Here is a 24,405-nt window from a genome sequence, read left to right as displayed (position 1 = left end):
TCCCACTGGCCCGCGCCGTGCGGGCCGACGGAAACGGAGAGTACGAGTGGGATCCAACCTCCTGCGCCGGGTCGCCACGGCGACCGTGGCGCTCAGCTGCGCCGTCCTCGGGACGGTGGTGGCGGCGACGGGACCGGCGGCGGCCAGCCCGATCCGCAACAACACCCCCTGGTCGGTGCTGCTCTGCAAGTTCAGCGACAAGCCGGCCGAGCCGAAGACGCCGTCGTTCTTCGCCAACTTCCTCACCGACGCCGGCCTCGGCACCTCGGGAGTGGCGGACTACCTGGCCGACCAGTCCGGCGGCCGGGTGTCGCTGGCCGGCTCGGCGGTACGGGGCTGGTACACGATGTCGTACACCCTGACGCAGTTCCAGTCGATCGACCGCGGCACCCGCATCCAGCGCTGCGTCGACACCGCCGCCGCCAACGGCTACACCGTGCCCGCCGGACACCGTACCGCCGTCATGCTCAACGACTGGGTCGACTCCGGTGCCGCCGGCGGACGGGTGCTGCTCGACCCGGGCGCCTGGAACGTGGGCTTCGCCGCCCACGAGATGCTGCACGGCTACAACCTGGGGCACTCGTTCTCCAACGACACCACCTACCAGAACGCGCCGTGGTCCCAGCCGGGGGAGTACGACGACCCCTGGGACGAGATGAGCGCCATGCACATCTACGCCTTCGCGACCGCGAACTACGGCACGAGCGCGGTCGGGCTCAACGCCTTCCACCGCGACGAGCTGGGCTGGCTGCCGAAGAACCGGGTGTTCACGATGGCCGCCGACGGGGTCGGCTCGCGCAGCATCACGCTGGCCCCGCTGGAGGTGCCGTCGGCGAGCGGGCCGCTGCTGGTGCGGATCCCGTTCGACCCGGCCGACCTCTTCCACTACTACACGGTGGAGTTCCGCCGGAAGACCGGCTGGAGCGCCGGCATCCCGGCCGACACGGTCCTGCTGCACGAGGTCCGCAACGGCACGCCCACGCTGCTGCGTACCGGGCCCGGCGGTGGCCCGGCCCAGTCGATCAACGCCAACGGCGTGCAGGTCAGCGTGAACTCGGTGTCCGGCAACGCCGCGACCGTCACCGTCACCACCGACGTGGTCGACCGCTGCCTGCAGGGGTACGTCTGGCGGGAGGCCCGGCCGGGCGACCTGGTCTGCGTCACCGGGGCCACCCGCAGCCAGGTCTGGGCGGACAACGCGGCGGCCCCGAGCCGCTGGACCAACGGCGCGTACGGCCCGCACACCTGCATCTCGGGCTACGTGTGGCGTGAGGCGTACGCCGGGGACGACGTCTGCGTCACCGGCGCGCAGCGCACCCAGGCCGCCTCGGACAACGCCGCCGCGGCGAGCCGCCGCAACCCGGCGCGCCTGGTCTCCGGGCCGAACACCTGCGTCAGCGGATACGTCTGGCGCGACGCCGACCAGTCCGACTACGTCTGCGTCACCGGGGCGACCCGCTCCCAGGTGCTCGCCGACAACTCCGTCGCCGCGAGCCGCTGGGTCAACGGCCCGTACGGCCCGCACACCTGCGTCGCCGGCTACGTGTGGCGGGAGGCCTTCCTCGGCGACGACGTCTGCGTCACCGGCACCCAGCGCAGCCAGGCCGCGGCGGACAACGTCGCCGGCCCGGGCCGGGTGCTGCGACCGGGCGGCTGAGCCCCGGCGTTCCCCGGGCGGGCACCCGCCCGGGGAACGCGGATCGCGACCCGACCGCCTGCCCGATCCGCGAGGACCCGGCGGTCGTCGCGCGGTCAGGGCCGGCCGGCCTCGAACGTCTCCCGGTCGAGGAAGAGCAGCCGGGCCCGCTTGCCGTCGAGGTCGATCAGCGGCCCGGCGACGAACCCGGTGCGCAGCAGCCGGTTCACCGCCTTCTCGTTGAGCGCGTCCGGCTCCATCACGACGCGCCGGTGTCGCGGGTCGGCGAAGACGAAGTCGAGGAACACCCGCAACAGCGTGCCGGTGAAGCCCCGCTCGGCCGTGTCGGCCGGACCGATCAGCAGGTGGGCCCCGTGGTCGCCGGGCTGGACCGGGTAGCACTCGCCGACCGGGTCGGCGGCCGGCTCGTACGTCTGGAACAGCGCGACCGGCCGCCCGTCGCGGTGGGTCAGCCACGCGTGGTGGGTGGACAGCGAGTCGAGGTAGCGGTAGATCTCCTCGACCCGCTCCCGCCCGGCCTCGCGCATGCCCCAGAACCGGGCGCGTTCCTGGCTGGCCCAGGAGTGGATCAGGTCGATGTCGGTGTCGGGGTCGAGGGGACGGATCGTCACCCGGCCGAAGCCGTCGACGTCCTGGTGGTAGGTGCGGACGGGCTCACGCATCGGGTCCCTCACTTCGCGGCGGCGGTGATCGGCGGGACGCTCGCGGCGGCCCTGCGGCGGGCGGCGGGGACGACCAGGGGGGTGCCGGTCTCCGGGTCGTCGATCACCCGGCAGGGCAGCCCGAAGACCTCCCCGACCAGTTCGGCCGTCACCACCTCCCGGGGCGCCCCGGCCGCCACCACCTGCCCCTCGCGCATCGCGATCAGGTGCGTGGCGTAACGGGCGGCGTGGTTGAGGTCGTGCAGCACCGCCACCAGCGTGCGGCCCTGCTCCTCGTGCAGCCGGGCGCACAGGTCGAGGACCTCGATCTGGTGGGCGATGTCCAGGTAGGTGGTCGGCTCGTCGAGCAGCAGCAGGGGGGTCTGCTGGGCCAGCGCCATGGCGATCCACACCCGCTGCCGCTGCCCGCCGGAGAGCTCGTCGACGGGCCGGTCGGCCAGGTCGGCCACGCCGGTGGCGGCCATCGACTGGGCGACCACCCGCTCGTCCTCACGCGACCACTGCCGCAGCAGCCCCTGGTGCGGGTACCGGCCGCGGGCGACGAGTTCGGCGACGCCGATGCCGTCCGGCGCGACGGACGTCTGCGGCAGCAGGCCGAGGGTGCGCGCGACGCCCCGCGCCGGCATCCGGTGGATGTCCTCGCCGTCGAGCAGCACCGCCCCGGCGGCCGGCTTCAGCAGCCGGGACAGGGCCCGCAGCAGGGTCGACTTGCCGCAGGCGTTGGGGCCGATGATGACCGTGAAGGACCGATCGGGCACCTCGACGGTCAGGTCCTGCGCGATGGTCCGCCGCTCGTAGGCGAGGGTCATCGCGGTGCCGCTCAGCCGGGACGTCATGCTCGGTGCTCCGATCTCGTCGTGGGTGGGCCGTCGGTCGTGCCCGGTCACAGCCGGCCGGCCCGGCGTTCGGTGGCCAACAGCCAGACCAGGTAGGCGCCGCCGAGCACGCCGGTCACCACGCCGACCGGCAGCTGGTGGCCGGGGAAGGCCCGCAGCGCGAGCTGGTCGGCGCCGACCAGGAGGACGGCCCCGACGGCCGCCGAGGGCAGCAGGTTCGGCCCCGGGGCCCGGGTCAGCCGCCGCGCGAGGTGCGGCGCGGTGAGAGCCACGAAGTTCACCGGGCCGGCGCCGGCCGCCGCCAGGGAGACCAGCAGCACCGCCGCCGCGAGCACGACCAGCCGCAGCCGCTCCACGCGTACGCCGAGGGCGGCGGCGCTGTCGTCGCCCATCTCGACCAGCCGCATCGCCGGCCCGTAGCCGACCAGCAGGAGCGGCACCAGCACCGCCAGCGCGAACAGCAGGGGCAGCGCGTTCGACCAGCCGCGCCCGTCGAGGCTGCCGGTGAGCCAGAGCACGGCGCGGGCGGCGTCCATCAGCGGGGCCCGGGTGAGCAGCCAGCCGTTGACCCCGGTGAGGATCGCCATGGTGCCGATGCCGACCAGGATCAGCCGGTAGCCGTGCACGCCGCGGCGCCAGGACAGCCCGTAGACCAGCGCGCCGGTGACCAGCCCGCCGACCACCGCCGAGGAGGCCAGCGCCAGGCTGCTGCCGCCGAGCACCACCACGACCAGGGCCCCGGTCGCCGCGCCCTGGGTGAAGCCGAGCATGTCGGGGCTGCCCAGCGGGTTGCGTACCAGCGACTGGAAGACGGCGCCGGCCAGCGCCAGCGCGGCGCCGACGCAGAGCGCGGTGACCACCCGGGGCAGCCGCAGCTCGGTGACGATGAACTCCTCGGCCGGGGTGCCCCGGCCGGTGAGGGCGCGCAGCACGTCGGCGGGGCTCATCGGGTAGTCGCCGCTGCCGATGGCGAGCACGCTCAGCGCCAGGGCCAGCAGCACGCAGGCGACGCCGACGGCGATGGCGCGGGGACGCAGCCGCAGGGACAGGCTGTCGCCGAAACGGAGGGTGATCACGGGTGGGCCACCCGCCCCCGCAGCACCAGCCAGAGGAAGAGCGGCCCGCCCGCCACGGCGGTGACGAGCCCGACCTGGAGCTCGCCGGGGCGGCTCAGCACCCGTCCCAGCACGTCGGCGCCGAGCAGCAGCACGGGCGCCAGCACCGCGCTGTACGGCAGCAGCCAGCGCAGATCCGGACCGGTGAGCGCGCGGACCAGGTGCGGCACCAGCAACCCGACGAAGACGATCGGCCCGCAGGCGGCGGTGGCGGCGCCGCAGAGCAGCGTGATCGCCGCGATGACGGTGCCCCGGATGAGTGCGGGCCGGGCGCCGAGGGCGCGCGCCGCGTCGTCGCCGAGCGCCAGGGCGTTGAGGGGCCGTGCGACGGCCAGGGCGATCAGCAGGCCCGCCGCCATGAACGGGGCGACCGTGCGTACGGTCGACGGTTCGGCACTGGCCAGCGAGCCGACCGTCCAGAACCGCAGCCGCTCCAGCGAGGCCGCGTCCATCAGCATGACCGCGCTGACGTACGAGTAGAGGGTGGCGTTGAGGGCCGCGCCGGCCAGCGCCAGCCGGGCGGGGGTCGCCCCGCGTCCGCCGCCGACGGCGTACACGGCGGCGGTCACGGCCGCCGCGCCGAGCAGCGCGAACCACACCTGACCGCCGACGCCGCCGATGCCGAACAGCAGCGCCCCGGTGGCCACCGCCGCCGAGGCGCCGGCGTTGATGCCGAGCAGGCCGGGATCGGCGAGCGGGTTGCGGGTCAGCGCCTGCATCACCGCCCCGGCGACGCCGAGCGCCGACCCGGCGAGCAGGCCGAGCAGCGTACGCGGCAGCCGCATGTGGTGCACGACGGCGTACTCCGTGGCGTCGTGGTACAGCAGGCCCTGCCACACGTCGGTGAGGGGGAGCTGCTTGGCGCCCACGGCGATGCTGAGCATCGCGACGGCCGCGAGCAGCAGCACCGACGCCGCGAGGCCGGCGGCCCGCAGCGCGGCCCGGCCGGGCCGGCGCACCGCCGGCGGTTCCGGTGGGGCCGGCGGGGCTCCGACGCGGGGGGAGAGGGTGGCGGACAGTGTGGGCTCCGATGTGGTGCGGATTTCCGAACGGGACTTGACAGCCGTTTAGGTTAGGTTAACCTAACCCCGCTGTCCATGGTCATTCGCCCGACCCCTGATCGAAAGACACCGCCATGTCGCATCCCGTGTCCGCCCGCCGCCTCTCCCGCCGGGGCCTGCTCGCCGCCGGTGGCGCCGCCACCCTGGCAGCCCTGCTCGCCGGCTGCGGCGGGGACGAGGACTCCGCCACCCCCGCCGCCAAGGGCTCCGAAGGGCCGTGGTCGTTCACCGACGACCGTAACGAGAAGGTGAGCGCCCCCACCCGGCCGGCCCGGGTGGTCGCCTTCACGGGGGTCGCCGCCGCGCTCGTCGACTTCGGGCTCGACAAGCAGATCGTCGGGGTGTTCGGCGAGACGAAGCTCGCCGACGGCAGCAAGGACCCGCAGGCCGGCGACCTCAACATCGAGTCCGTGGAGATCCTCGGCAACGTCTGGGGCGAGTTCAACCTGGAGAAGTACGCCGCCCTGCGGCCCGAACTGCTCGTCACCCACATGTACGACCCGGGCGCCTTCTGGTACGTGCCGGACGAGAGCAAGGACAAGATCCTGCCGCTCGCCCCCACCGTCACCGTGACCACCGCCCGGGTGCCGATGACCAAGCCGATCGAACGGTACGCGCAGCTCGCGGAGTCCCTCGGCGCCGACCTGTCCGCCAAGAAGGTCACCGACGCCAAGGCCCGCTTCGAGGCCGCCGCCGAGTCGGTCCGCCAGGCGGTCAAGGCGAACCCGGGCATCAAGATGCTCGCCTGCTCCGGCAGCCCCGACCTGTTCTACGCCTCGAACCCCAAGGTCAGCACCGACCTGATGTACTTCGCCGAGCTGGGTGTCGACATCGTCGTACCCACCAAGCTGGAGGCCGGCGACTACTTCGAGGCGCTGAGCTGGGAGAACGCGGGCAAGTTCCCGGCCGACCTGCTCCTGCTGGACAACCGCAGCACCGCCCTGCAGCCCAAGGACCTGGCCGCCAAGCCGACCTGGCAGCAGCTGCCGGCGGTCAAGGCCAACCAGATCGCCGCGTGGGACGCGGTGCCCCGCTTCTCGTACGCCGGCGCCGCGCCACTGCTGGAGAACCTGGCCACCGCCATCAAGGGCGCGAAGAAGGTCACGGCATGACCACCGCCGTCGCCGTCCAGTACCGCTTCTTCGCCGCGCAGGTCGTCGGCGCCCGCCGCGTCGGGGCCTCCCTGGTCCGGGTGACCCTCGGCGGGCCGGAGCTGGTCGACTTCGCCGGCGGCGGCCGGGACCAGAGCGTCTCGTTGTTCCTGCCGCACCCCGGCCAGCCCGAACCGGTGCTCCCCGTCGAGGCGGGCGGCGACTGGTTCGGGGCCTACCGGGCCATGGACCCCGACGTGCGCGCGGTGATGCGGTCCTACACGATCCGGGAGCAGCGTCCCGAGCTGGCCGAGGTGGACATCGACTTCGTCAGCCACGGCGACACCGGCCCCGCCTCCCGCTGGGCCCGGCACGCCCTGCCGGGCGACCGGGTGGTGCTGCTCGGTCCGGCCGTGCACGACAACCGCAGCGTCTGCTTCCGCCCGCCGGTCGGCACCGACTCCGTCATGCTGGTGGCCGACGAGACCGGGCTGCCGGCCGCCGCCGGGATCCTGGCCTGGCTGCCGGCCGGCACCCCGGTGCAGGCCTGGATCGAGGTCCCCGACGCGGCGGACATCCAGGAACTGCCCACCGAGGCGCGGGCCGAGGTGCGCTGGATCGTGCGCGGCGGCACCGCCCCCGGCAGCAGCCTGCTGGCGGACGCGGTACGTGCCGCCCGGCTGCCGGCCGGCACGCCGTACGCCTGGATCGCCGGCGAGTCCTCGATGGTGCGGTCCGTACGCCGGCACCTCGTCGGCGAGCGCGGCCTGAACCGCCGGCACGTCACCTTCTCCGGCTACTGGCGCCGGGGTGCCTCCGAGGAGGACCTGCGCGCCGAGGCCGCCGTCAGGGCCGCCGCCTGACAGTGCCCGCCGCACGTCGCGTCCCACCCCGTCGGGACGCGACGTGCGGCGTCTGCGCGGTCGCTCAGAACTCGCGGTACATGACGTGCAGGCCCACCCGGCCGACGACCGGGTGGCGGAACGCGCCGGGCACGGTGCCCACCACGGCGAACCCCTCCCGCCGGTACAGCCGCACGGCGGCGGCGTTGCTCGCCACGACCGCGTTGAACTGCATGCCGGCGTACCCCCGCTCGCGGGCCCAGTCGACGGCGTGCCGGCACAGCGCGGTGCCCACGCCACGCCCGCGCGCCTCGCGGGCCACCATGAAGCTCGCGGTGGCCACGTGCGAGCCCGGCCCGGGGCGGTTGGTGCCCATCTTCGCGGTGCCCAGCACCACGTCGCCGTCGACCGCGACCACCGTCCGGCCGGGCGCGGTCTCCACCCACATGTCGTACGCCTGCTCGGCGGTCAGCTCCGGGTCGTAGGGGAAGGTCTCCCGGGCCCGGACCACCTCCTGGATGATCGGCCACACCTGGGCCCAGTCCGGTTCGTGGAACTCGCGGATCCGCACCCGGCGGATGCTAGGGACGGCCCGGCCGGGCGGCAAGGCGATTCCGGCTGGCCGTGCGCTCACCGCCGAGGTCGTCGGCAGCGCTGCCCGAGGGCGGATACCCGACTGTCGACAACCGGGCGGCCGAGGTCCTCGGTGTCGCCCCTTGAGGCGGGGGCCTACTCTCGCTGAAGATCAGAGCCAGCTGTCGAGGGGCGCCATGGTGAATGAGCGCAGTGTTGCTGAGCGCGTCGAACTCTTCCTGGCGCAGGAGGGCATGGAGCGCGAGGACGTACGCGTGTACATGACCGGCCTCAGGGAGAGCTTCGAGAACCTGAACCGCAAGATCGACCGCAGTTTCCTGAGCGTCATCCTCGCGTGCGCGATATTCGTGCTGCTCTCGCACGGCAACCTGACGGAGGCGGAGATCTTCAATGTGAAGGTCCAGGACTTCTCGATGTTCCGCCTGCTGATTCCCGTGTTCGTCTCCCTGGCGATCGCCCGGGCGATCTCCATCTCCATCGCGATGATGTATCTGGAGGAGCTGTACTCCGAGCTGCTCCGCCAGTGGATGCCGAAGTGGCATGAGGCGGAACTCGGGATGGTCCCCATGTCAGCGGGGGGCTTCTTCATCTACGTCATTCCGGGCCTCCTCGACGAGCAGACGGCGAAGTGGAGGGGGAAGGACTTCCTCGTTCAGTTCCTGGCCCTCGTTCTGTCCCCGATCCTCTTCGGTGTGTACGCCTATGCCTCCATCTTCACCGACGACAAGATAGGTGTCGGTTGGGCGGTCCTCTCCCTGCTCCTGACGCTTGGTGGAGTGGCCGTGGGGCTCTATCAGGTCGTCACCGACAAGCGTCAGGACGACTAGGCGGGCCACCTCCGGGCGCTTCGGCTGTCCGGACCGGTGTGCCCCGTCGCCGGCCGGACGGCTCAGCCGAGGGGTATCTGGGCGGGCCGGTCGGGACGGGCGGCCCCGTCGAGCGTCGTGCCGATCGCGACGGCGGGTGGGGCCGGTACGACGGGCGCGTCCCGGCCGGTGCCCCGGTGGCCGTCGCCGTCGTGGCGCGACTCCTCGTGGTAGTCCTGTTCCACGTTGACCGACCACACGTCGTGGTGGGTGCCGCAGGCGATGTTCTCGGCGGTGAGCATGGCCGTCAGCATCGAGTGGTCCTGGTTGTTGTAGCGGTGCATGCCGTTGCGTCCCACCGGGTGCACGTTGGGCACCTCGCGGGCCAGCCACTCCCGGATCACGTCGACGTTGCGCTGGTAGCGCTCGTCGTAGACCGGGTACGCCTTCGGCATCCGCACCACGTACCCGGCCTCGACCACCCCCGGCCGGACCAGGCCGAGCCGCTCCAGCTCGGCCGTCGCGGCGGCGACCAGCTCGGCGTCCGGCGTACGCCAGGTCTCGTCGTCGGCGAACACGAAGTACTCCAGGCCGAGGCAGGTGCGGCCGTCCTTGACCAGGTGCGGTGACCAGGAGCCGAAGTTCTGGATCCGGCCGACCTTCACGGCCGGGTCGTGCACGTAGATCCAGTTGTCCGGGAACGAGAACTCCTCCGGCACCACCAGCGCGACGGTCAGGAAGTCCCGGTACCGCAGGTCGGCGGCGGCGGCCAGCACCTCCGGCGGGGCGGCCGGGCGCAGCGCGGCGACCAGCTCGGAGATCGGCATCGAGGAGACGACGTGCGCGGCCGGCTCGGTGCGCTGCCCGCCGGCCCCGTCGACGGTCACGGCGACGGCCCGGCGGCGCTCCGGGTCGCGGTGCACGGCGGTCACCCAGGTGCCGGTGTCCACCCGGCCGCCGCGTTGGCGGACCTCCTCGGCGCAGCGCTCCCACATCATGCCGGGGCCGAGCCTCGGGTACTGGAACTCCTCGATCAGGCTGGTCACGTCCTTGCGGTTGCGTCGGGGCAGCACCGCGTTGCGGACGGCCTTCGCCAGCGACAGGTTCTTGATCCGCTGCGCCGCCCAGTCGGCCTGCAACCGGTCGGCCGGCATCCCCCAGACCTTCTCCGTGTACGTCTTGAAGAACATCGAGTACAGCCGCCAGCCGAACCGGGCCGAGACCCAGCCCTCGAAGTGCGACTGGTCCTTCGGCGGGCGTAGCCGGGCGCGCGCGTACGAGCCCATGCACAGCACGGCCTCCCGCACGCCGAGGTTGCGCAGGGCGTTCGCCGCGCTCAGCGGGTAGTCGAACAGGGCGCCCCGGTAGTAGATCCGGCTCATCCGGGGCCGCAGCAGGAAGTCCTCGTCGGGCAGGATCTCGTGCCAGAACTCCTCGACCCGGGCCACCTTGGTGAAGAACCGGTGCCCGCCGATGTCGAAGCGCCACCCGTCGCGCTCGACGGTGCGGCTGATCCCGCCCACCACCTCGTCGGCCTCGAACACCCGGACCGGGCTGTCCCGCCGCAGCAGCTCGTACGCCGCGGTCAGGCCCGCCGGCCCCGCGCCGATGACCACCGTGCCGCGCTCTTCGCCCATGCCCGTCGCCTCCCGCTTCCGCCTTCCGGAGGCGCCCGCTTACCCGGTGCCGGCCGGAACTCACCCCCGGATTCCCGTCCCGCCCCCGCCGCGCCGGATCGTCGGCGGCGTTCCCGTGACGCCCCGGCGCCCGGTCGACCCAGGGGCGAAGCACGGTGAGGTGTCACCGGGCGGCGACGTGTCAACGGCCCCGGAACGGGGATGTGGCACCGGTCGGGCGGCCGGATCGGGAGACGCGTGATGGAGACAGGGCGGGCCGTCGCGCACCGGCGGTGGCGCACGGTGTCCGCCGGGCTGGCCGGGCGCGGGCACGACCTGCGGCGGGCGGTGGCGGGGGCCGCCGGGCGGGTGCCGGCGCCCTGGCTGTACGTCGTCGGTGTCTTCCTCGGTACGAAGATCGTGCTCAGCGTCGTCGGGGTGCTCGCGCTGAGCGCCTTCGACGAGGTGCCCTGGGCGCCCCCGCCGGACGAGACGATGATGCGCGAGCAGCAGCGGGCGGTCTCCGGGCACCGTGCGCTCGCGCTCTGGTTCGCCTGGGACTCCTTCCTCTACGACCACCTCGCCCGGCTCCCGCTCGACGAGCCGTGGCGCGACTTCGGCTTCCCCCTGCTCTATCCGTTCCTGGCCCGTCCGTTGGCCCCGCTGCTGGGCGGCGACACCGCGCTGGCGCTGCTGCTGGTGGCCAACGTCGCGTTCCTGCTGATGCTCTTCTACGCCCACCGGCTGGGCGAGCGGCTGCTCGGCGACGACGCCTCGGCCCGCCGGTTCGTGCGCTACCTGGTGCTGCTGCCGGCCGGGTTCCTGTTCCAGGCGGCGCTGACCGAGTCGCTGTTCCTCTGCCTCGCGCTGGCCGCCTTCCACTACGCCGAGCGGCGCCGCTGGCTGCTCGTGGGTGTCGTCGGCTTCTTCCTGGCGTTGAGTCGCTCGGTCGGGTTCTTCGTCGTGCTCCCGCTGGCCCTGGTGCTGCTGCGCCAGCACGGCTACCGGCTGGGCCCGCGCGCCTGGTGGTCGTACGTGCGCCAGGGCTGGCCGCTGGTGCTGCTGCCCGCCGGCTGGCTGACCTTCATGGCGTTCTGCCGGTGGCAGAGCGGCGACTGGTTCGCCTACAAGCGCGCCCAGGAGACGGGTTGGGGCATCCGCGTGCAGAATCCGCTGGCGGTGCTCTGGCACGGCCTGACCGACAGCCCGTCCCGCGACGCCCTGCGGGTGTGGATCGCCGTGCTCGTGCTGGTGGTGCTGCTCGCGGGCGCCCGCCGGCTCGGGCTGCCCTACCTCGTGTACGGGCTGACCATGGTCCTGGTGCCGCTGTCGATGGGCCCGCCCGTGTACAAGAGCCTGCTGCGCTACCTGATCGCCGTCTTCCCGGTCGGTCTCGTGCTGGCCCGGTGGGCCCGCCAGGCCGGCGCCGACGCCTGGCTGACCGCCGCCCTGGCCCTGCTCCAGGGCGCGCTCTTCGTCACCTGGCTCGCCTACTGGACCCACTTCATCATCTGACCGCCCACGGCTCCCCGCCCGCCCACGGCCCCCTTCCCGGTCCGCAGGTTGCGCCCGAGCACCATCTCGCCCCCGGCGCGTCAGCCGGCTGACGCGCCGGTCCCGGCCGGGCCAGGGCCGCAGAAGTTGGGTGTCGAGGCCGGTGCCCGGGCTCAGCCGGGCACGCCGGGCCGCGCCGGGGCGGCCTCAGGGGCCGGGCCGGTGCTGTCGCGGCGCACCACCTCGGCGGGCAGGATCTCGACGCGGGGCGTTGCCGCCCCCGGGTCGAGCGCCAGCGACATCGCGCGGGCCCCCATCTCGACCAGGGGCAGCCGGACGGTGGTCAGCGCCGGGGTGACGTCCCGGGCGATCGGCATGTCGTCGAAGCCGATGACCGAGACCTGCCGGGGCACGGCCACCGACCGGGAGCGCAGCAGCGCCAGCGCGCCGATGGCCATCGAGTCGTTGAGCGCCACGATGGCGGTCAGCCCGGGGTCCGCGTCCAGCAGGGCGGCGGTGGCCGCGACGCCGCCGTCGCGGTCGAACTCCGCGTGGCGTACGCGGTGCTCGGGCAGGCTCAGCCCGTGCGCGGCGAGGGACTCCCGCAGCCCGGTGAGCCGGTCGGTGGTGGTGGTGAGCACCGCCGGCCCGGCGATCACCCCGATCTCCCGGTGCCCCAGCTCGTACAGCTCCGCGCCGATCAGCCGGCCGCCGGCGCGGTTGTCCGGCATCACGGCGTCGCCCGAGTGCTCGTGCCGGCCGATGACCGCGACCCGTCCGCCGGTCGCCTCGTACGCGGCGAGCTTCTCGTTGAGCAGTCGGGTGAAGGTGGCGTCGTGGTAGCCCGAGCCGGCCAGGATGATCGCGGCGACCTGCTGGCCGCGCAGCAGTTCGACGTACTCCAGCTCGCGGTCGGGGTCGCGGTAGCTGTTGCAGATCGTCAGCAGCCGGCCCTGGTCGGTGGCGACCCGTTGCAGGCCCCGGGTGATCTCGGCGAAGTACGGATCGGAGACGTCGTGCACGATGACGCCGACCGCCACCCGGTGCGCGCGGGCCAGCAGTTGGGCGTGCGCGTTCGGCACGTACTGCAGCTCGGCGACGGCGCGCAGCACGCGCTCGCGAAGCTCCTCGGTGACGGGCTTGCTGCTGCCGTTGATCACCCGGGAGGCGGTCGCGGGCGAGACCCTCGCCCGCCGGGCCACGTCGGACAGGGTCGCCACTGCCGCCCCCTCGGTCGCTTGTCGACGGCCGCGCCCCGGTGCCGGCCATCCGTCACCGTACCGCAGCGAAAGCCCTTGCCCGCTCCGGTGCCCGGCGGCGCGACGCCCTGCCGCGCGACGGGCCGGACTGCCTCTTGCCTGAGGCGGGAGACGTTCCCTACGCTGCCCAGGAAAGCGCTTGCCTGAGATCTGCCGCAGGGGGCCTCCCGGCGGTGGCGCAGCGTGGAACAGGTCGCCGCCCGCCCCCGTTTCGGCCGGCGGCGCCCGTGGAGGGAAGGAACACCATGACCCGCAGGTCGATAGGCATCATCGTCAACGGCGTCACCGGCCGGATGGGCTACCGGCAGCACCTGGTGCGCTCCCTGCTCGCCATCCGTGAGCAGGGCGGCGTGCCACTGGCCGACGGCACGTCGATCTGGCCCGAGCCCGTCCTGGTCGGCCGCAGCGAGAGCAGGCTCCGCGAGATCGCCGAGCGGCACGGGCTGACCGACTGGACGACCGACCTGAGCGCCGCGCTGGCCCGCGACGACGTCGAGGTCTACTTCGACGCCCAGGTCACCCAGCAGCGCGAGAAGGCGATCCGGCGGGCGCTGGAGGCCGGCAAGCACGTCTACACCGAGAAGCCCCTGGCCGAGGACACCGAGGGCGCCCTGGACCTGGCCCGGGCGGCGCGTGCCGCCGGCGTGCGTACGGGGGTGGTGCAGGACAAGCTCTTCCTGCCCGGGCTGCGCAAGCTCAAGCGGCTCATCGACGGCGGCTTCTTCGGGCGGATCCTGTCGGTGCGGGGCGAGTTCGGCTACTGGGTCTTCGAGGGCGACTGGCAGCCGGCCCAGCGCCCGTCCTGGAACTACCGCAGCGAGGACGGCGGCGGCATCGTCGTGGACATGTTCCCGCACTGGCAGTACGTGCTGGAGGAGCTCTTCGGCAGGGTGCGGACGGTCTCCTGTGTCACCGCGACGCACGTGCCGCAGCGGGTCGACGAGGCGGGGCGCAGCTACCCGGCGACCGCCGACGACGCCGCGTACGGCATCTTCGAGCTCGACGGCGGCGTGGTCGCGCAGCTCAACTCCTCGTGGTGCGTGCGGGTGCACCGTGACGAGCTGGTCGAGTTCCAGGTCGACGGCACCGAGGGCAGCGCCGTGGCCGGGCTGCGCAGCTGCCGGGTGCAGCACCGGGCGGTCACCCCGAAGCCGGTGTGGAACCCCGACCTGCCGGTCACCGAGCCCTTCCGGTCACAGTGGACGGAGGTGCCGGACAACGAGGAGTTCGACAACGGCTTCAAGGTGCAGTGGGAGGCGTTCCTGCGGCACGTCGTGGCGAACGAGCCGTTCCCGTGGGACTTCCTGGCCGGCGCGCGCGGCGTGCAGCTCGCCGAGCTGGGCCTGCGCTCGGCGTGCGAGGGCGTCCGGCTGGCCATCCCGGAGCTGGACCTGTGAGCGCGAGGAGTGAGCCGGGTCTGCGAGCCCCGCAGTCGCGAACGGAAGGCGGACCTGTGAGCGCGAGGAGTGAGCCGGGCTTGCGAGCCCCGCAGTCGCGAACGGAAGGCGGACCTGTGAGCGCCGCCGACGTGGTGCTGCCCGGTGGGCGGCGGTACCGGCTGCGCGGGGGTGCCGGCTTTCCGCGCCCCGCCGGGCCGCCCGCCAGCCGGATCGCGTACGCCGCCGCGCACGTGGTGGCCGATCCGGCGGCGGAGAACGTCCCGGGCGCCCCGGCGGTGCTCGACTGGGAGCGCACCCTGGCCTTTCGGCACCACCTGTGGTCGTACGGCTTCGGGGTGGCCGAGGCGATGGACACCGCGCAGCGCGGCATGGGGCTGGACTACCCGGCCACCCGCGAGCTGATCCGGCGCAGCGCCGCCGAGGCGCGCGCGGTCGGTGGGCGGATCGTCGCCGGGGTCGGCACGGACCAGCTTCCGCCCGGCCCGGCGACCCTCGCCGAGGTGGCCCGCGCCTACCGCGAGCAGCTCGACGACGTGCGGGCCGCCGGGGCCCGTCCGGTGCTGATGTGCAGCCGCCACCTGGCCGCCGCCGCCCGGGGCCCGGAGGACTACCTGCGGGTGTACGACGAACTGCTGGCCGCCGCCGACGGGCCGGTGGTGCTGCACTGGCTCGGCCCGATGTTCGACCCGGCGTTGGCGGGCTACTGGGGGTCGGCCGACCTGGACGAGGCCGCCGACGCCGTCATCGAGCTGATCAAGGCCCACGACACCCGGGTGGACGGGATCAAGGTCTCCCTGCTGGACGCCGACCGTGAGGTGGCGTTGCGCCGCAGGTTGCCCGCCGGGGTGCGGCTCTACACCGGCGACGACTTCCACTACCCGGAGCTGATCCGGGGCGACGCGGACGGCCACTCCGACGCGCTGCTCGGGGTGTTCGCCGCGATCGCGCCGGCCGCCGCCGCGGCGCTCGCCGCGCTCGACCGGGGGGAGCCGGCGGCGTACGAGGAGATCTTCGCGCCGACCGTGCCCCTGGCCCGGCACATCTTCGCGGCCCCGACCTGGCACTACAAGACGGGCATCGTCTTCCTGGCCTGGCTGGCCGGGCACCAGGACCACTTCACGATGGTCGGTGGGGCGCAGTCCGGCCGCTCGCCGGCGCACCTGGCCACCCTGCTCACCCTCGCCGACGCCGCCGGGCTGTTGCCGGACGCGGAGCTGGCCGCGGCCCGCGCCCGGGCGCTGTTCGCCGTGGCGGGGGTGCCCCAGTGAGCGCGAGGAGTGAACGGGGTTTGCGAGCCCCGCAGTCGCGAACGGAGGCGGCTCGGTGAGCGCGAGGAGTGAGCGGGGTTTGCGAGCCCCGCAGTCGCGAACGGAGGCGGCCCAGTGAGCGCCGGTCCCGCGAGCCCCGCGGTCGCACACGGGGAGGGGGACCGCGTGGACGCCCTGCGGCGGTTATCGTTCAACCAGGCCACGTCGCAGCACTGGGCGTTGCCCGAGGTGGTCGCCGGCTGCGTCGCGGCCGGCGTGCCGGGAATCGGGCTGTGGCGGGAGCCGGTTGCCGGCTACGGGCTGGCGCGCGCCGCGAAGCTGGTCCGCGACGCCGGACTCGAGGTCACGTCCCTGTGCCGGGGCGGCTTCTTCACGGCCGACGGCTGGCGGGAGGAGAACCTGCGGGCCATCGAGGAGGCCGCCGCCCTCGGCACCTCGGTCCTGGTGCTGGTCTCCGGCGGGCTGCCGGCGGGCAGCCGGGACGTCGACGGGGCTCGCCGCCGGGTCGCCGACGCCGTCGCCGAGCTGGCCCCGCACGCCGCCGCGGCAGGGGTGACCCTGGCGATCGAGCCGCTGCACCCGATGTTCTGCGCGGACCGCTGCGTGGTCTCCACCCTCGGTCAGGCGCTCGACATCGCCGAGGGGTTCGACCCGGGCGTGGTCGGGGTCGTCGTCGACGCGTACCACGTGTGGTGGGACGACACGGTGTACGCGCAGATCGCCCGCGCAGGGGCGCGGATCGCCGCGTTCCAGGTGTGCGACTGGGTCACCCCGCTGCCCGAGGGGGTGCTGCTCGGCCGGGCCCTGCCCGGCGACGGCTGCATCGAGCTGCGCCGGCTGCGGGAGGCCGTCGACGCGGCCGGCTACACCGGGCCGGTCGAGGTGGAGGTCTTCTCGGCCGAGGTGTGGGACCGGCCGGGCCGGGAGGTGCTGGACGCCTCCGTCGCGGGATACCTGCGCCACGTCGCCTGACGGCGCTCCCGGCCGGTCGGCGGATGCTGTCCGCGCCCGAATCGACCGGCCGGCTGACCGGCGCGAGCCCGGAGTCCCTTCACCTCGCCCGCCCGGCTCTCTATGATCGGTGGAAAATGTCGCCAGACAGCCGGTCATAGGCCGGCAAAAACCTACAGGCGCGGCCGGCGCGCCGGGAAGGGTGGGCATGGCGCTGTCCGCGACCGTTCTCGCCGAGTTGCGCGGCATCGTCGGTGCGTCGCACGTGCACGACGCGGCCGGCGACCTCGTGGCGTACGCGCGGGACGCCACGCCGCTCTTCTCGCACCGGCCGGACGCGGTGGTCTTCCCGGCCGACACCGCCGAGGTCGCCGCGGTGCTGGCGCTCGCCACCCGGCACCGGGTGCCCGTGGTGCCCCGGGGCGCCGGCTCCAACCTGTGCGCCGCGACCGTGCCGCTGCGCGGCGGGATCGTGCTGGTGCTGACCCGGCTCAAGGCCATCCTGGAGGTCAGCGCCGACGAGCTGCTCGCCCAGGTGCAACCGGGCGTGACCAGCGCCGCCCTGGCCGACGCCGCCGCCGCGCGGGGCCTGCTCTGGGCACCCGACCCGGGCAGCCGCACGGTCGCCACCGTCGGCGGCACCATCGCCACCTGCGCGGGCGGGCTGCGCGGGCTGAAATACGGCGTGACCCGCAACTACGTGCTGGGCCTGGAGGCGGTGCTGCCCACCGGCGAGGTGATCCGCACCGGTGGCCGGCTGTGGAAGGACGTCGCCGGCTACGACCTGACCCGGCTGCTCACCGGCTCCGAGGGCACCCTCGCCGTGATCACCGAGGCGACCGTGGCGCTGCTGCCCGCGCCGGCGTCGGCGAACACCGGCGTCGCGTACTTTCCCACGCTCGCCGACGCGGGGGAGGCGGTCGCCCGGGTGATCCGGGCCGGCGTGGTGCCGGCGACGCTGGAGTTCCTCGACCGGGCCTGCATCGACGCCGTCGAGGACTTCGCCCACCTGGGGTTGCGCGCCGACGCCGGTGCCCTGCTGCTCTTCGGCGACGACGGCCCACCCGACCTCGTCGCCGCCCATCTGGACCGGATCGGCGCCGCCTGCGTCGAGGCCGGCGCGGTGGAGGTGACCACGGCCCGCGAGGTCGCCCAGGCCGAGGCGCTGCTGGCCGCCCGCCGCTGCGCCCTGCCGGCGCTGTCCCGCCGGGGCGGGGTGACCATCCTGGAGGACGCGACCGTGCCCCGGCCGCGCATCGCCGAGATGGTCGACCGCATCGACGCCATCGCCGCCCGGCACGACGTCGCCATCGCCACCTTCGGCCACGCCGGCGACGGCAACCTGCACCCCACCTGCGTGCTCGACTCGGCCGAGGACCACGAGGCCGTACGCCGGGCCGAGGCGGCCTTCGCCGACGTCTTCGCCGCCGCCATCGACCTCGGGGGCACCATCACCGGCGAGCACGGGGTGGGGGCGGCGAAGCTGCCGTTCCTCGCCGCCCGCCTCGGCGACGACCAGCTCGCCCTGCTGCGCCGGATCAAGACGGCCTTCGACCCGGCGGGCATCCTCAACCCCGGAAAGCTCGGCTCATGACCGGTGACGTGTTCGATCCGGAGCAGCTGTCGCGCTGCATCTCCTGCGGGTTCTGCCTGCCGGCCTGCCCCACTTACGCGATGACCGGCGACGAGGCGTCCTCGCCGCGCGGCCGGATCACGCTGATGCGGGCGTTGCAGGACGGCACCCTGCCCCCGGACGACGCCACCCTCGCCGAGCAGTCCTCGTTCTGCCTGGGCTGCCGGGCCTGCGAGCCGGTCTGCCCGGCCGGCGTCGAGTACGGCAGCCTGCTGGAGCAGTGGCGGGTGCACCAGTGGCGCGGCTGGCGGCGGCCGCTGGTGGCCCGGGCGCTCATGCTGTTCGTCGAGCAACGCTGGCTGCTGCGACTGTCCGGCCTCGTCCGCCGCGCCGCCCGCGGCCGGGCCGGCACCCCGGCCCAGGCCACGCAAGCCCAGCCCACGCCCGCTCCGGGCGGGGCATCCGCGACGGCGACCGCCCCCATGCCCGCCGCCCCCGCCGGGCCTGACACAGGCGGGCACCTGATGCTGGGCTGTGTCGAGCGGGGGCTCTACCCGGCGGTCAGCCGGGCGGCGCACGCGCTCGCGCCCGAGCTGGCCGTCCCCACGGCGCAGGGCTGCTGCGGCGCACTGCACGCGCACAACGGCGACCTGGCCGGCGGCGAACGGCTGGCCGAACGCCTCGGCGCGGACCTGCCGGGCACGATCGTCACCACCTCCGGCGGCTGCGCCGCCCATCTCGCCTCCGTGCTCGGCGCCGAGCGGGTGCGCGAGCTGTCCACCTGGCTGGCCGACCGGCCCGCCGGGGCCGAGCTGCGGGTCGGCGGGCGGCGCGCCCGGGTCGCCCTCCAGGACTCCTGCCACCTGCGCAACGGCCTCGGCGTGTTCGCCGAGCCCCGGGCGCTGCTGCGTCAGGTCGCCGACTACGTGGAGCTGCCCTCGGCGGCCACCTGTTGCGGGGCGGCCGGCACGTACTCGCTGCTGCGCCCGAAGGAGTCCCGCCGGATCCTCGACGCGAAGCTCGACGAGATCGAGGCCGCGGGCGTGGACCTGGTGGTGGTGGTCAACCCGGGCTGCCTGCGGCAGTTGCGCACGGGGCTGCGCCGGCGCCGGTCGGCCGTACGGGCAGTGCACCTCGCCGAGCTGCTCGCCCGGGTCGAGTCGCCGTAGCCCCGCGGCAGCGCCGCCGCCGGGCGCAGCCCCGACAGGTCGAGGGCCCCGAGCGGACCCCCGGCCGGGGATCATTCCGTACGGATGCCGTCCGGGCGGGTGAGCCGCCACAGCACCGGCAGGCTGAGCCCCGTCACCAGCAGCACCACCGCCGCCCCGAGGCCGGTGGAGATGCCCAGCGTCGGCCAGGCGACCGTCACCGGCGTCTGCACCATGCGCAGCAGCGCCGCGCCGAGGCCGAGGCCGAACACGACCGCCAGGGCGAGCCCGATCACCACCGGCACGGCGCTCTGCCACAGCACCGACCAGCTCAGCGTGGAGCGGCGGGTGCCCACCGCGACCAGCATCGCCAGCAGCCGGCGGCGCTCCCGCAACTGCTCCAGTACGCCGACCAGCATGCTGGCCCCGATCAGCAGCAGCGTGACCACCGCGCCGACGTAGAGGCCGCGCTGGACGTTGACGAACTGGCTGGCCTGGCGGCTCTCGGTCAGCGTGAGCACCGAGGCGTACGGGTCGACGACGGCGGCGGCGTTGCGGACGTGCTCGACCGCGTCCGGCCGGTCGGGTGCGAGCCGCAGGTACGCCTCGGCGCGCAGCGGGCCCAGCCGGGCGGTGTCGACCGCGCCGGGGGTGGCCAGCACCCCGCCCTGCCGGTAGCCGGACGGGTCGGGACGCACCGGCACCTCCCGGGCGGTGGGCGGCACCCGCCAGGTCACCCCGTCGGCGACCGTGGCCGCGCTGCCCGCACCGATCCCAACCGGCTCGCCCTCCGCGTCCGGGACCAGGAACACGTCGCCGTCGGCGCACCGGTCGAGCCGCGCGAACTCCGCCAGCGCCGCGCAGTCGCCGATCCGCAGCGTGCCGTACGCCGCGCCGGCCGTGACGGAGGTGGCCAGGGTGGCGTTGCTCGCGGTCACCCCGGGCGCGCCGGCCAGCCGGTCCAGCCCCGCCGCCACGTCCGACCGCGGGAGGAACTGCACCTGCACCTGGGCCCGGGAGGTGTCCTGGCCGGTGTCGAAGGTGAACCGGCCGGCGACGCCGGCGAAGAGCATCTGCAACCCGATGGTGCCCGCCACGGCGACCGCGATGCCGTTGACCAGCCGTGCCGAGGCGGCGCTGTCGACCTGGAGACGGCGCACCGCGAGCTGCCACGCGACGGGGCCGCCGCGCAGCCGGCGTACGAGCAGGTCGGTCAGCCAGGGCAGCAGGGTGACGACGCCGACCAGCAGCAGCACGGCGCCGGCCGCGGTCTGCCGCTCGCCGCCCAGCGGCGCGACCCCGGCGGCGCCGGCGAGCAGCAGCCCGAGCCCGGCGGCGGGCAGCAGCAGCCGCCACACCAGCCGGCGGCGCACCGGGGTGGCGCGCCGGGTCACCCCGAGCGGCTCGACCAGCACGGCGCGCATCGACACCAGCGTCACGACGACGGCGAGCGCCGGCACGGCCAGCACGACGGCGGCCACCAGCGCCAGCGGCGGGCGCACGTCGGCGGCGTACACGCTGAGGTCCATGAGGGTGACCAGCGGCACCACCTGCCGGCCGAGCGCGAAGAGCGCACCGCCGGCCGCGACGCCGAGCAGCGCGCCGGCGGCGGCCTCCCCGGCGGCGATCCGACGGATCATCGCGGCGTCCGCGCCGATCAGCCGCAGCGCGGCCAGCCGCCGGTCGCGCCGCTCCCCGCCGAACCGCACGGCCGCGCCGAGGAAGACCGCGATGGGCAGCAGCAGCACCACGAAGATGACGACCACCAGCACCACCAGCACGGGGTCGAAGGCCTCGCCGGGCAGCCCGCCACCGAACGCGTCCAGCCGGATGGCGTCGTCGGCGGCGAGGGTGGCGCTGCCCAGGTAGTAGGCCAGCTCGCGCGGGCCGGCCAGCCCCTCGGCACCGATGACGCCGACGACCGTGGCGCCGGCCAGCCGGGGCGCGAACAGCGCGCCGTCGTCGGAGTCGAGCAGGTCGCGCAGGGCGGGGGAGACCAGCACCTCGCCGGCGCGGGGCAGCGCGCCCACCCCCGGCGGGACCGGTGCGGCCGGCCCCTCCGGCCGCACGATCCGGCCCCGCACCGACCGTCCCCGGAACTCGGTGTCGCTCTGCCGGATCAGCAGGGTGTTCGCGGCGGCCGGGATCTTCTCGCCCATCCGCAGGTCGTCGCGGGCGTCGCCGCGCGCCTGCCGGGCGTCCAGCGCGCCGGGCACGGCGGCGGCGAGCAGCAGCATCGCCACCCCCACCCCGACGCCGAGCGCGGTGAGCACCGCCCGCAGCCAGCCGTCGCGCCCGCCGGTGACCGCCATCCGGGCGCCCATCGCCAGGTCGGCCGCCCGGTCGCGCAGCCGCGTCACGCCGCGACCTCCAGGTCCCGGGTGCGCCCGTCGCGCACCACGACCTCCCGATCGGAGTACGCGGCGACCCGCGCCTCGTGGGTCACCAGCACCACGGCCGCCCCGGTGTCCCGGGCGGCGGCGGTGAGCAGCCGCATGACCCGCTCGCCGTTCAGCGAGTCGAGCGCCCCGGTGGGTTCGTCGGCGAAGACCACCCGGGGCCGGCTGACCAGCGCCCGGGCGACCGCCACCCGCTGCCCCTGCCCACCGGAGACCTCGCCGGGCCGCTTGCCGGCCACGTCGGCGACCTCCAGGCGCTCCAGCCACTCGGCGGCCCGCCGCTGGGCGTCGCGTCGGCCGACCCGGGCCAGGCGCAGCGGCAGCGCGACGTTCTCCAGGCAGGTCAGCTCCGGCACGAGCTGGCCGAACTGGAAGATGAAGCCGAACTCCTCCCGGCGCAGCGCGCTGCGCTCGGCGTCGCTCAGCGCGGTGAGGTCGCGGCCGGCGTAGCGCACGCGGCCGGAGTCTGGCCGGGCGATGCCGGCGAGGCAGTGCAGCAGGGTGGACTTGCCGGAGCCCGACGAGCCCATGATCGCCAGCACCTCGCCCGGGTGCACGCGCAGGCTGGCCCCGGCGAGCGCCCGGGTCGGCCCGAACGAGCGGTGCAGGTCCTCGGCGACAAGCAGCGGGGCGCTCACGACCGCACCGTCGCGGCCAGCTCGTCGAGGCGGGCGGCGGTCAGCTCCAGCCAGCGCAGGTCGGCCTCCAGATGGAACAGGGCGTGGTCGCAGACCAGCTGCTCGGCGAGGTCGCCGTCGCGCTTGCGGCGGGTCAGCTCGCGCATCATCCGCAGGTGCTCGGCGCGCTGCACGTCGAGCACGTCGGCGGCGGGGCGGCCGGTCAGCAGGGCCAGCACCACCTTGGTGTAGAGGGTGCTCTGCAGGTACGGCTCGGGCTTCTCGGCCCGGGCCAGCCACTGGGCCACGTCGGTGACACCGGCCTCGGTGATCGCGTACCGCTTGCGCTCCGGGCCCTCGCCCGGCTCGACGGCGTCCACCTCGACCAGGCCGCCGCGCAGCAGCCGGGAGAGGGTGGCGTAGACCTGCCCGTATGCGAGCGGGCGGGCGTGGCCGAAGCGCTCGTCGTAGAGGCGCTTGATGTCGTAGCCGTGGCGGGGAGTGGCCTCCAGGAGGCCGAGGAAGGTCTGTCCGATCGACATGGCCGGGACTATACACACCGCGTATACCTCGGGTGTATACCGGTCGCGCCGCGCTGGTCCATCGCGAGCCGACTACAGTGCCCGCTCAACCTTTTGCGCCGGGAGGTCACGTGTTCGCCCTGTCCCTGACCGAGGATGCGGAACTGCGTCCCTTGGAACCCTGGCGGGCCGAGGAGTTCCTCGCCCACCTCGACCGGGCCCGCGCGCACATCGTGCCCTGGGTGTCACCCTCGTTCGTCGTCGGCGACCTCGACGCCGCCCGGGCCGTGCTCCAGGGCTACGCGGACCGGTGGGCGCGCGACGCCGGCGGCATCTGGGGCATCTGGCGGCGGGGCGAGCTGGTCGGCGGGGTCATGTTCGTCTCGTTCGACACCGCGTCGGGCGTCTGCGAGGCGGGCTGCTGGCTGGAGCCCGCGGGGGAGGGCCACGGGCTGGTCACCCGGGCGGTCGGCCGGATCGTCGACTGGGCGGTACGCGAGCGCGGCATCCACCGGATCGAGTGGCGCACCAAGGCGGACAACGTCCGTAGCATCGCCACCGCCCGGCGGCTGGGCATGCGCCTCGACGGGACGCTGCGCGAGGTCTACCCGGGTCCGGCCGGGCGGATCGACATCGAGGTGTGGTCGGTGCTGGCGCCCGAGTGGCGCGGCGTGCGCTCAGACGCCGGCGAGCACCGCGTCGAGTGAGCGGGGCACCCGGTCCGGCTCCAGCGCCGCCACGAGCAGCCGCGCGTACACGCTCTTGCGGCCGGACCGGGTGCCGAGGAACCGGCGCAACTGCGCCTCGACGGGCCGGCCCCGCTGCGCCGGCTGTCGCTGGAACAGGTCGAACGAGCGCTGCTCGCCCTCGGCGGCGAGCACGTCCTGGACCTCGGCGACGCCGACCGCACGGATCAGTTCGTCCTCCAGGTCGGCCACGCAGACGTGGAACCCGAGGGCCGCCAGGTCGACCCGGGACAGGTCGACGCCGAAGCCGCAGCGTTCCAGCCCGCGCCGGAAGTAGCCCTCCTCGGCCTCGTCGTAGAGGCCGGCCAACCGCAGGCCGCGTCCCGCAGGGCCGAGCTGGTCGAGGAAGTGGCCGATGTTCGTCGCGCCGCCCATGGCCACCACCCGTACGCCCTCGGCGTCGAGGTCCCGGCCGCGGCGCGCGGCGAGGGTCTCCAGGGCGGCCCGGTCGCTCGGCCCCTCGACGAGCACGACCGTCCGCGCCTCGGTCCCGTGCGCCAGGTCACCGATGCTCCGCACTCCGCCTCCCCGTCCCCGATGCCGCAGCGCCCGCCCGGGGTCGGCCCGGCGGTCCGGCCCCGAAGTGCGGGATGTGCCACCGGGACGACGTGCGTCGGGCGGGCAGCGCGGCCCGTCGCCCGCCGGGGCAGCGCGGCCTGCCCGTCAGGGGAGCGTGGACCGGGCCGGGCCCCGACGCAACCGGATTGCGGGCGGCACGGACCCACCGGGGGCCGGCGGTGGTGCCGCCG

22 protein-coding genes are annotated in these 24,405 nt (G+C 74.7%); 11 read left to right on the top strand and 11 right to left on the bottom strand.

Going from position 1 to position 24,405, the window contains the following annotated elements; translation table 11 throughout:
* Positions 1-46: 46 nt before the first annotated feature.
* Entirely contained in the window at positions 47-1,657 is a 1,611-nt protein-coding gene (locus ACGFIR_RS27335; protein ID WP_393008774.1) for a hypothetical protein, read from the top strand.
* Positions 1,658-1,752: 95 nt separating this feature from the next.
* On the opposite strand, the gene ACGFIR_RS27330 is transcribed toward ACGFIR_RS27335, so the two are convergent.
* From ACGFIR_RS27330 to ACGFIR_RS27315, 4 genes are read right to left on the bottom strand one after another with little or no spacing between them, the layout of a single operon-like run.
* Complete coding sequence (locus ACGFIR_RS27330; RefSeq protein WP_393008776.1) at positions 1,753-2,319, bottom strand: GNAT family N-acetyltransferase; 567 nt, start codon at positions 2,317-2,319, stop codon at positions 1,753-1,755.
* Positions 2,320-2,327: 8 nt separating this feature from the next.
* Positions 2,328-3,155, bottom strand: a complete 828-nt coding sequence (locus ACGFIR_RS27325) for an ABC transporter ATP-binding protein (RefSeq protein ID WP_393008778.1) — start codon at positions 3,153-3,155, stop codon at positions 2,328-2,330.
* 47 nt (positions 3,156-3,202) lie between these two features.
* Positions 3,203-4,231: a FecCD family ABC transporter permease gene (locus ACGFIR_RS27320; RefSeq protein WP_393008780.1), complete on the bottom strand. Its 1,029-nt coding sequence runs from the start codon at positions 4,229-4,231 to the stop codon at positions 3,203-3,205.
* A complete protein-coding gene (locus ACGFIR_RS27315; RefSeq protein WP_393148034.1) occupies positions 4,228-5,313 on the bottom strand; it encodes a FecCD family ABC transporter permease in 1,086 nt (361 codons plus the stop codon). The genes ACGFIR_RS27320 and ACGFIR_RS27315 overlap by 4 nt, the downstream gene beginning before the upstream one ends.
* 92 nt (positions 5,314-5,405) lie before the next feature.
* On the opposite strand from ACGFIR_RS27315, the gene ACGFIR_RS27310 reads away from it, so the two are divergent.
* Positions 5,406-6,443 carry an ABC transporter substrate-binding protein gene (locus ACGFIR_RS27310; protein WP_393147994.1) on the top strand — a complete coding sequence of 346 codons (1,038 nt, stop codon included), beginning with the start codon at positions 5,406-5,408 and terminating at the stop codon, positions 6,441-6,443.
* Positions 6,440-7,285 carry a siderophore-interacting protein gene (locus ACGFIR_RS27305; RefSeq protein ID WP_393008784.1) on the top strand — a complete coding sequence of 282 codons (846 nt, stop codon included), beginning with the start codon at positions 6,440-6,442 and terminating at the stop codon, positions 7,283-7,285. The genes ACGFIR_RS27310 and ACGFIR_RS27305 overlap by 4 nt, the downstream gene beginning before the upstream one ends.
* 64 nt (positions 7,286-7,349) lie before the next feature.
* Here ACGFIR_RS27305 and ACGFIR_RS27300 read toward each other — a convergent pair whose 3' ends face one another.
* Complete coding sequence (locus ACGFIR_RS27300; protein ID WP_393147992.1) at positions 7,350-7,835, bottom strand: GNAT family N-acetyltransferase; 486 nt, start codon at positions 7,833-7,835, stop codon at positions 7,350-7,352.
* A 199-nt stretch (positions 7,836-8,034) separates the two neighbouring features.
* Between ACGFIR_RS27300 and ACGFIR_RS27295 the strand changes: the two genes are divergently transcribed.
* On the top strand, positions 8,035-8,685 hold the full coding sequence (locus ACGFIR_RS27295; protein ID WP_393147990.1) for a hypothetical protein: 651 nt from the start codon (positions 8,035-8,037) through the stop codon (positions 8,683-8,685).
* Between the two features lie 62 nt (positions 8,686-8,747).
* On the opposite strand, the gene ACGFIR_RS27290 is transcribed toward ACGFIR_RS27295, so the two are convergent.
* Entirely contained in the window at positions 8,748-10,301 is a 1,554-nt protein-coding gene (locus ACGFIR_RS27290; protein WP_393147988.1) for an NAD(P)/FAD-dependent oxidoreductase, read from the bottom strand.
* Positions 10,302-10,541: 240 nt separating this feature from the next.
* Here ACGFIR_RS27290 and ACGFIR_RS27285 point away from each other — a divergent pair, with 240 nt between their 5' ends.
* On the top strand, positions 10,542-11,795 hold the full coding sequence (locus tag ACGFIR_RS27285; RefSeq protein ID WP_393147986.1) for a hypothetical protein: 1,254 nt from the start codon (positions 10,542-10,544) through the stop codon (positions 11,793-11,795).
* A 152-nt stretch (positions 11,796-11,947) separates the two neighbouring features.
* Here the strand turns inward: ACGFIR_RS27285 and ACGFIR_RS27280 are convergent, their stop codons facing one another.
* Entirely contained in the window at positions 11,948-12,994 is a 1,047-nt protein-coding gene (locus ACGFIR_RS27280; protein WP_393147984.1) for a LacI family DNA-binding transcriptional regulator, read from the bottom strand.
* A 284-nt stretch (positions 12,995-13,278) separates the two neighbouring features.
* Between ACGFIR_RS27280 and ACGFIR_RS27275 the strand changes: the two genes are divergently transcribed.
* From ACGFIR_RS27275 to ACGFIR_RS27255, 5 genes are all read left to right on the top strand, one after another.
* On the top strand, positions 13,279-14,430 hold the full coding sequence (locus ACGFIR_RS27275; RefSeq protein WP_393147982.1) for a Gfo/Idh/MocA family protein: 1,152 nt from the start codon (positions 13,279-13,281) through the stop codon (positions 14,428-14,430).
* Between the two features lie 116 nt (positions 14,431-14,546).
* Complete coding sequence (locus tag ACGFIR_RS27270; RefSeq protein ID WP_393147980.1) at positions 14,547-15,701, top strand: dihydrodipicolinate synthase family protein; 1,155 nt, start codon at positions 14,547-14,549, stop codon at positions 15,699-15,701.
* Positions 15,702-15,875: 174 nt separating this feature from the next.
* Positions 15,876-16,673, top strand: a complete 798-nt coding sequence (locus ACGFIR_RS27265; protein ID WP_393148032.1) for a sugar phosphate isomerase/epimerase family protein — start codon at positions 15,876-15,878, stop codon at positions 16,671-16,673.
* Between the two features lie 187 nt (positions 16,674-16,860).
* Positions 16,861-18,246, top strand: a complete 1,386-nt coding sequence (locus ACGFIR_RS27260; RefSeq protein ID WP_393147978.1) for an FAD-binding oxidoreductase — start codon at positions 16,861-16,863, stop codon at positions 18,244-18,246.
* On the top strand, positions 18,243-19,394 hold the full coding sequence (locus ACGFIR_RS27255) for a (Fe-S)-binding protein (RefSeq protein ID WP_393006868.1): 1,152 nt from the start codon (positions 18,243-18,245) through the stop codon (positions 19,392-19,394). The genes ACGFIR_RS27260 and ACGFIR_RS27255 overlap by 4 nt, the downstream gene beginning before the upstream one ends.
* 71 nt (positions 19,395-19,465) lie before the next feature.
* Here ACGFIR_RS27255 and ACGFIR_RS27250 read toward each other — a convergent pair whose 3' ends face one another.
* The 3 genes from ACGFIR_RS27250 to ACGFIR_RS27240 are packed head-to-tail and all read right to left on the bottom strand — an operon-like array spanning position 19,466 to position 22,931.
* Positions 19,466-21,733 carry an FtsX-like permease family protein gene (locus ACGFIR_RS27250; RefSeq protein ID WP_393006870.1) on the bottom strand — a complete coding sequence of 756 codons (2,268 nt, stop codon included), beginning with the start codon at positions 21,731-21,733 and terminating at the stop codon, positions 19,466-19,468.
* Positions 21,730-22,410: an ABC transporter ATP-binding protein gene (locus tag ACGFIR_RS27245; protein ID WP_393006872.1), complete on the bottom strand. Its 681-nt coding sequence runs from the start codon at positions 22,408-22,410 to the stop codon at positions 21,730-21,732. Before ACGFIR_RS27245 ends, ACGFIR_RS27250 begins: the two co-directional genes overlap by 4 nt.
* Positions 22,407-22,931, bottom strand: a complete 525-nt coding sequence (locus tag ACGFIR_RS27240) for a PadR family transcriptional regulator (RefSeq protein ID WP_393006874.1) — start codon at positions 22,929-22,931, stop codon at positions 22,407-22,409. Before ACGFIR_RS27240 ends, ACGFIR_RS27245 begins: the two co-directional genes overlap by 4 nt.
* Before the next feature lie 110 nt (positions 22,932-23,041).
* Between ACGFIR_RS27240 and ACGFIR_RS27235 the strand changes: the two genes are divergently transcribed.
* On the top strand, positions 23,042-23,617 hold the full coding sequence (locus ACGFIR_RS27235) for a GNAT family N-acetyltransferase (protein WP_393006876.1): 576 nt from the start codon (positions 23,042-23,044) through the stop codon (positions 23,615-23,617).
* Here ACGFIR_RS27235 and ACGFIR_RS27230 read toward each other — a convergent pair.
* Positions 23,588-24,175, bottom strand: coding sequence for a TOPRIM nucleotidyl transferase/hydrolase domain-containing protein (locus ACGFIR_RS27230; RefSeq protein WP_393006878.1), 588 nt, complete (start codon positions 24,173-24,175; stop codon positions 23,588-23,590). The two genes, ACGFIR_RS27235 and ACGFIR_RS27230, sit on opposite strands and share 30 nt — an antisense overlap.
* Positions 24,176-24,405: the final 230 nt, after the last annotated feature.

It is taken from the genome of Micromonospora sp. NPDC049051, assembly GCF_043197575.1.
Taxonomy (GTDB): domain Bacteria; phylum Actinomycetota; class Actinomycetes; order Mycobacteriales; family Micromonosporaceae; genus Micromonospora.
Note: the sequence above shows the minus strand (reverse complement) of the source record. Positions and strands in the feature narration are given on the sequence as shown.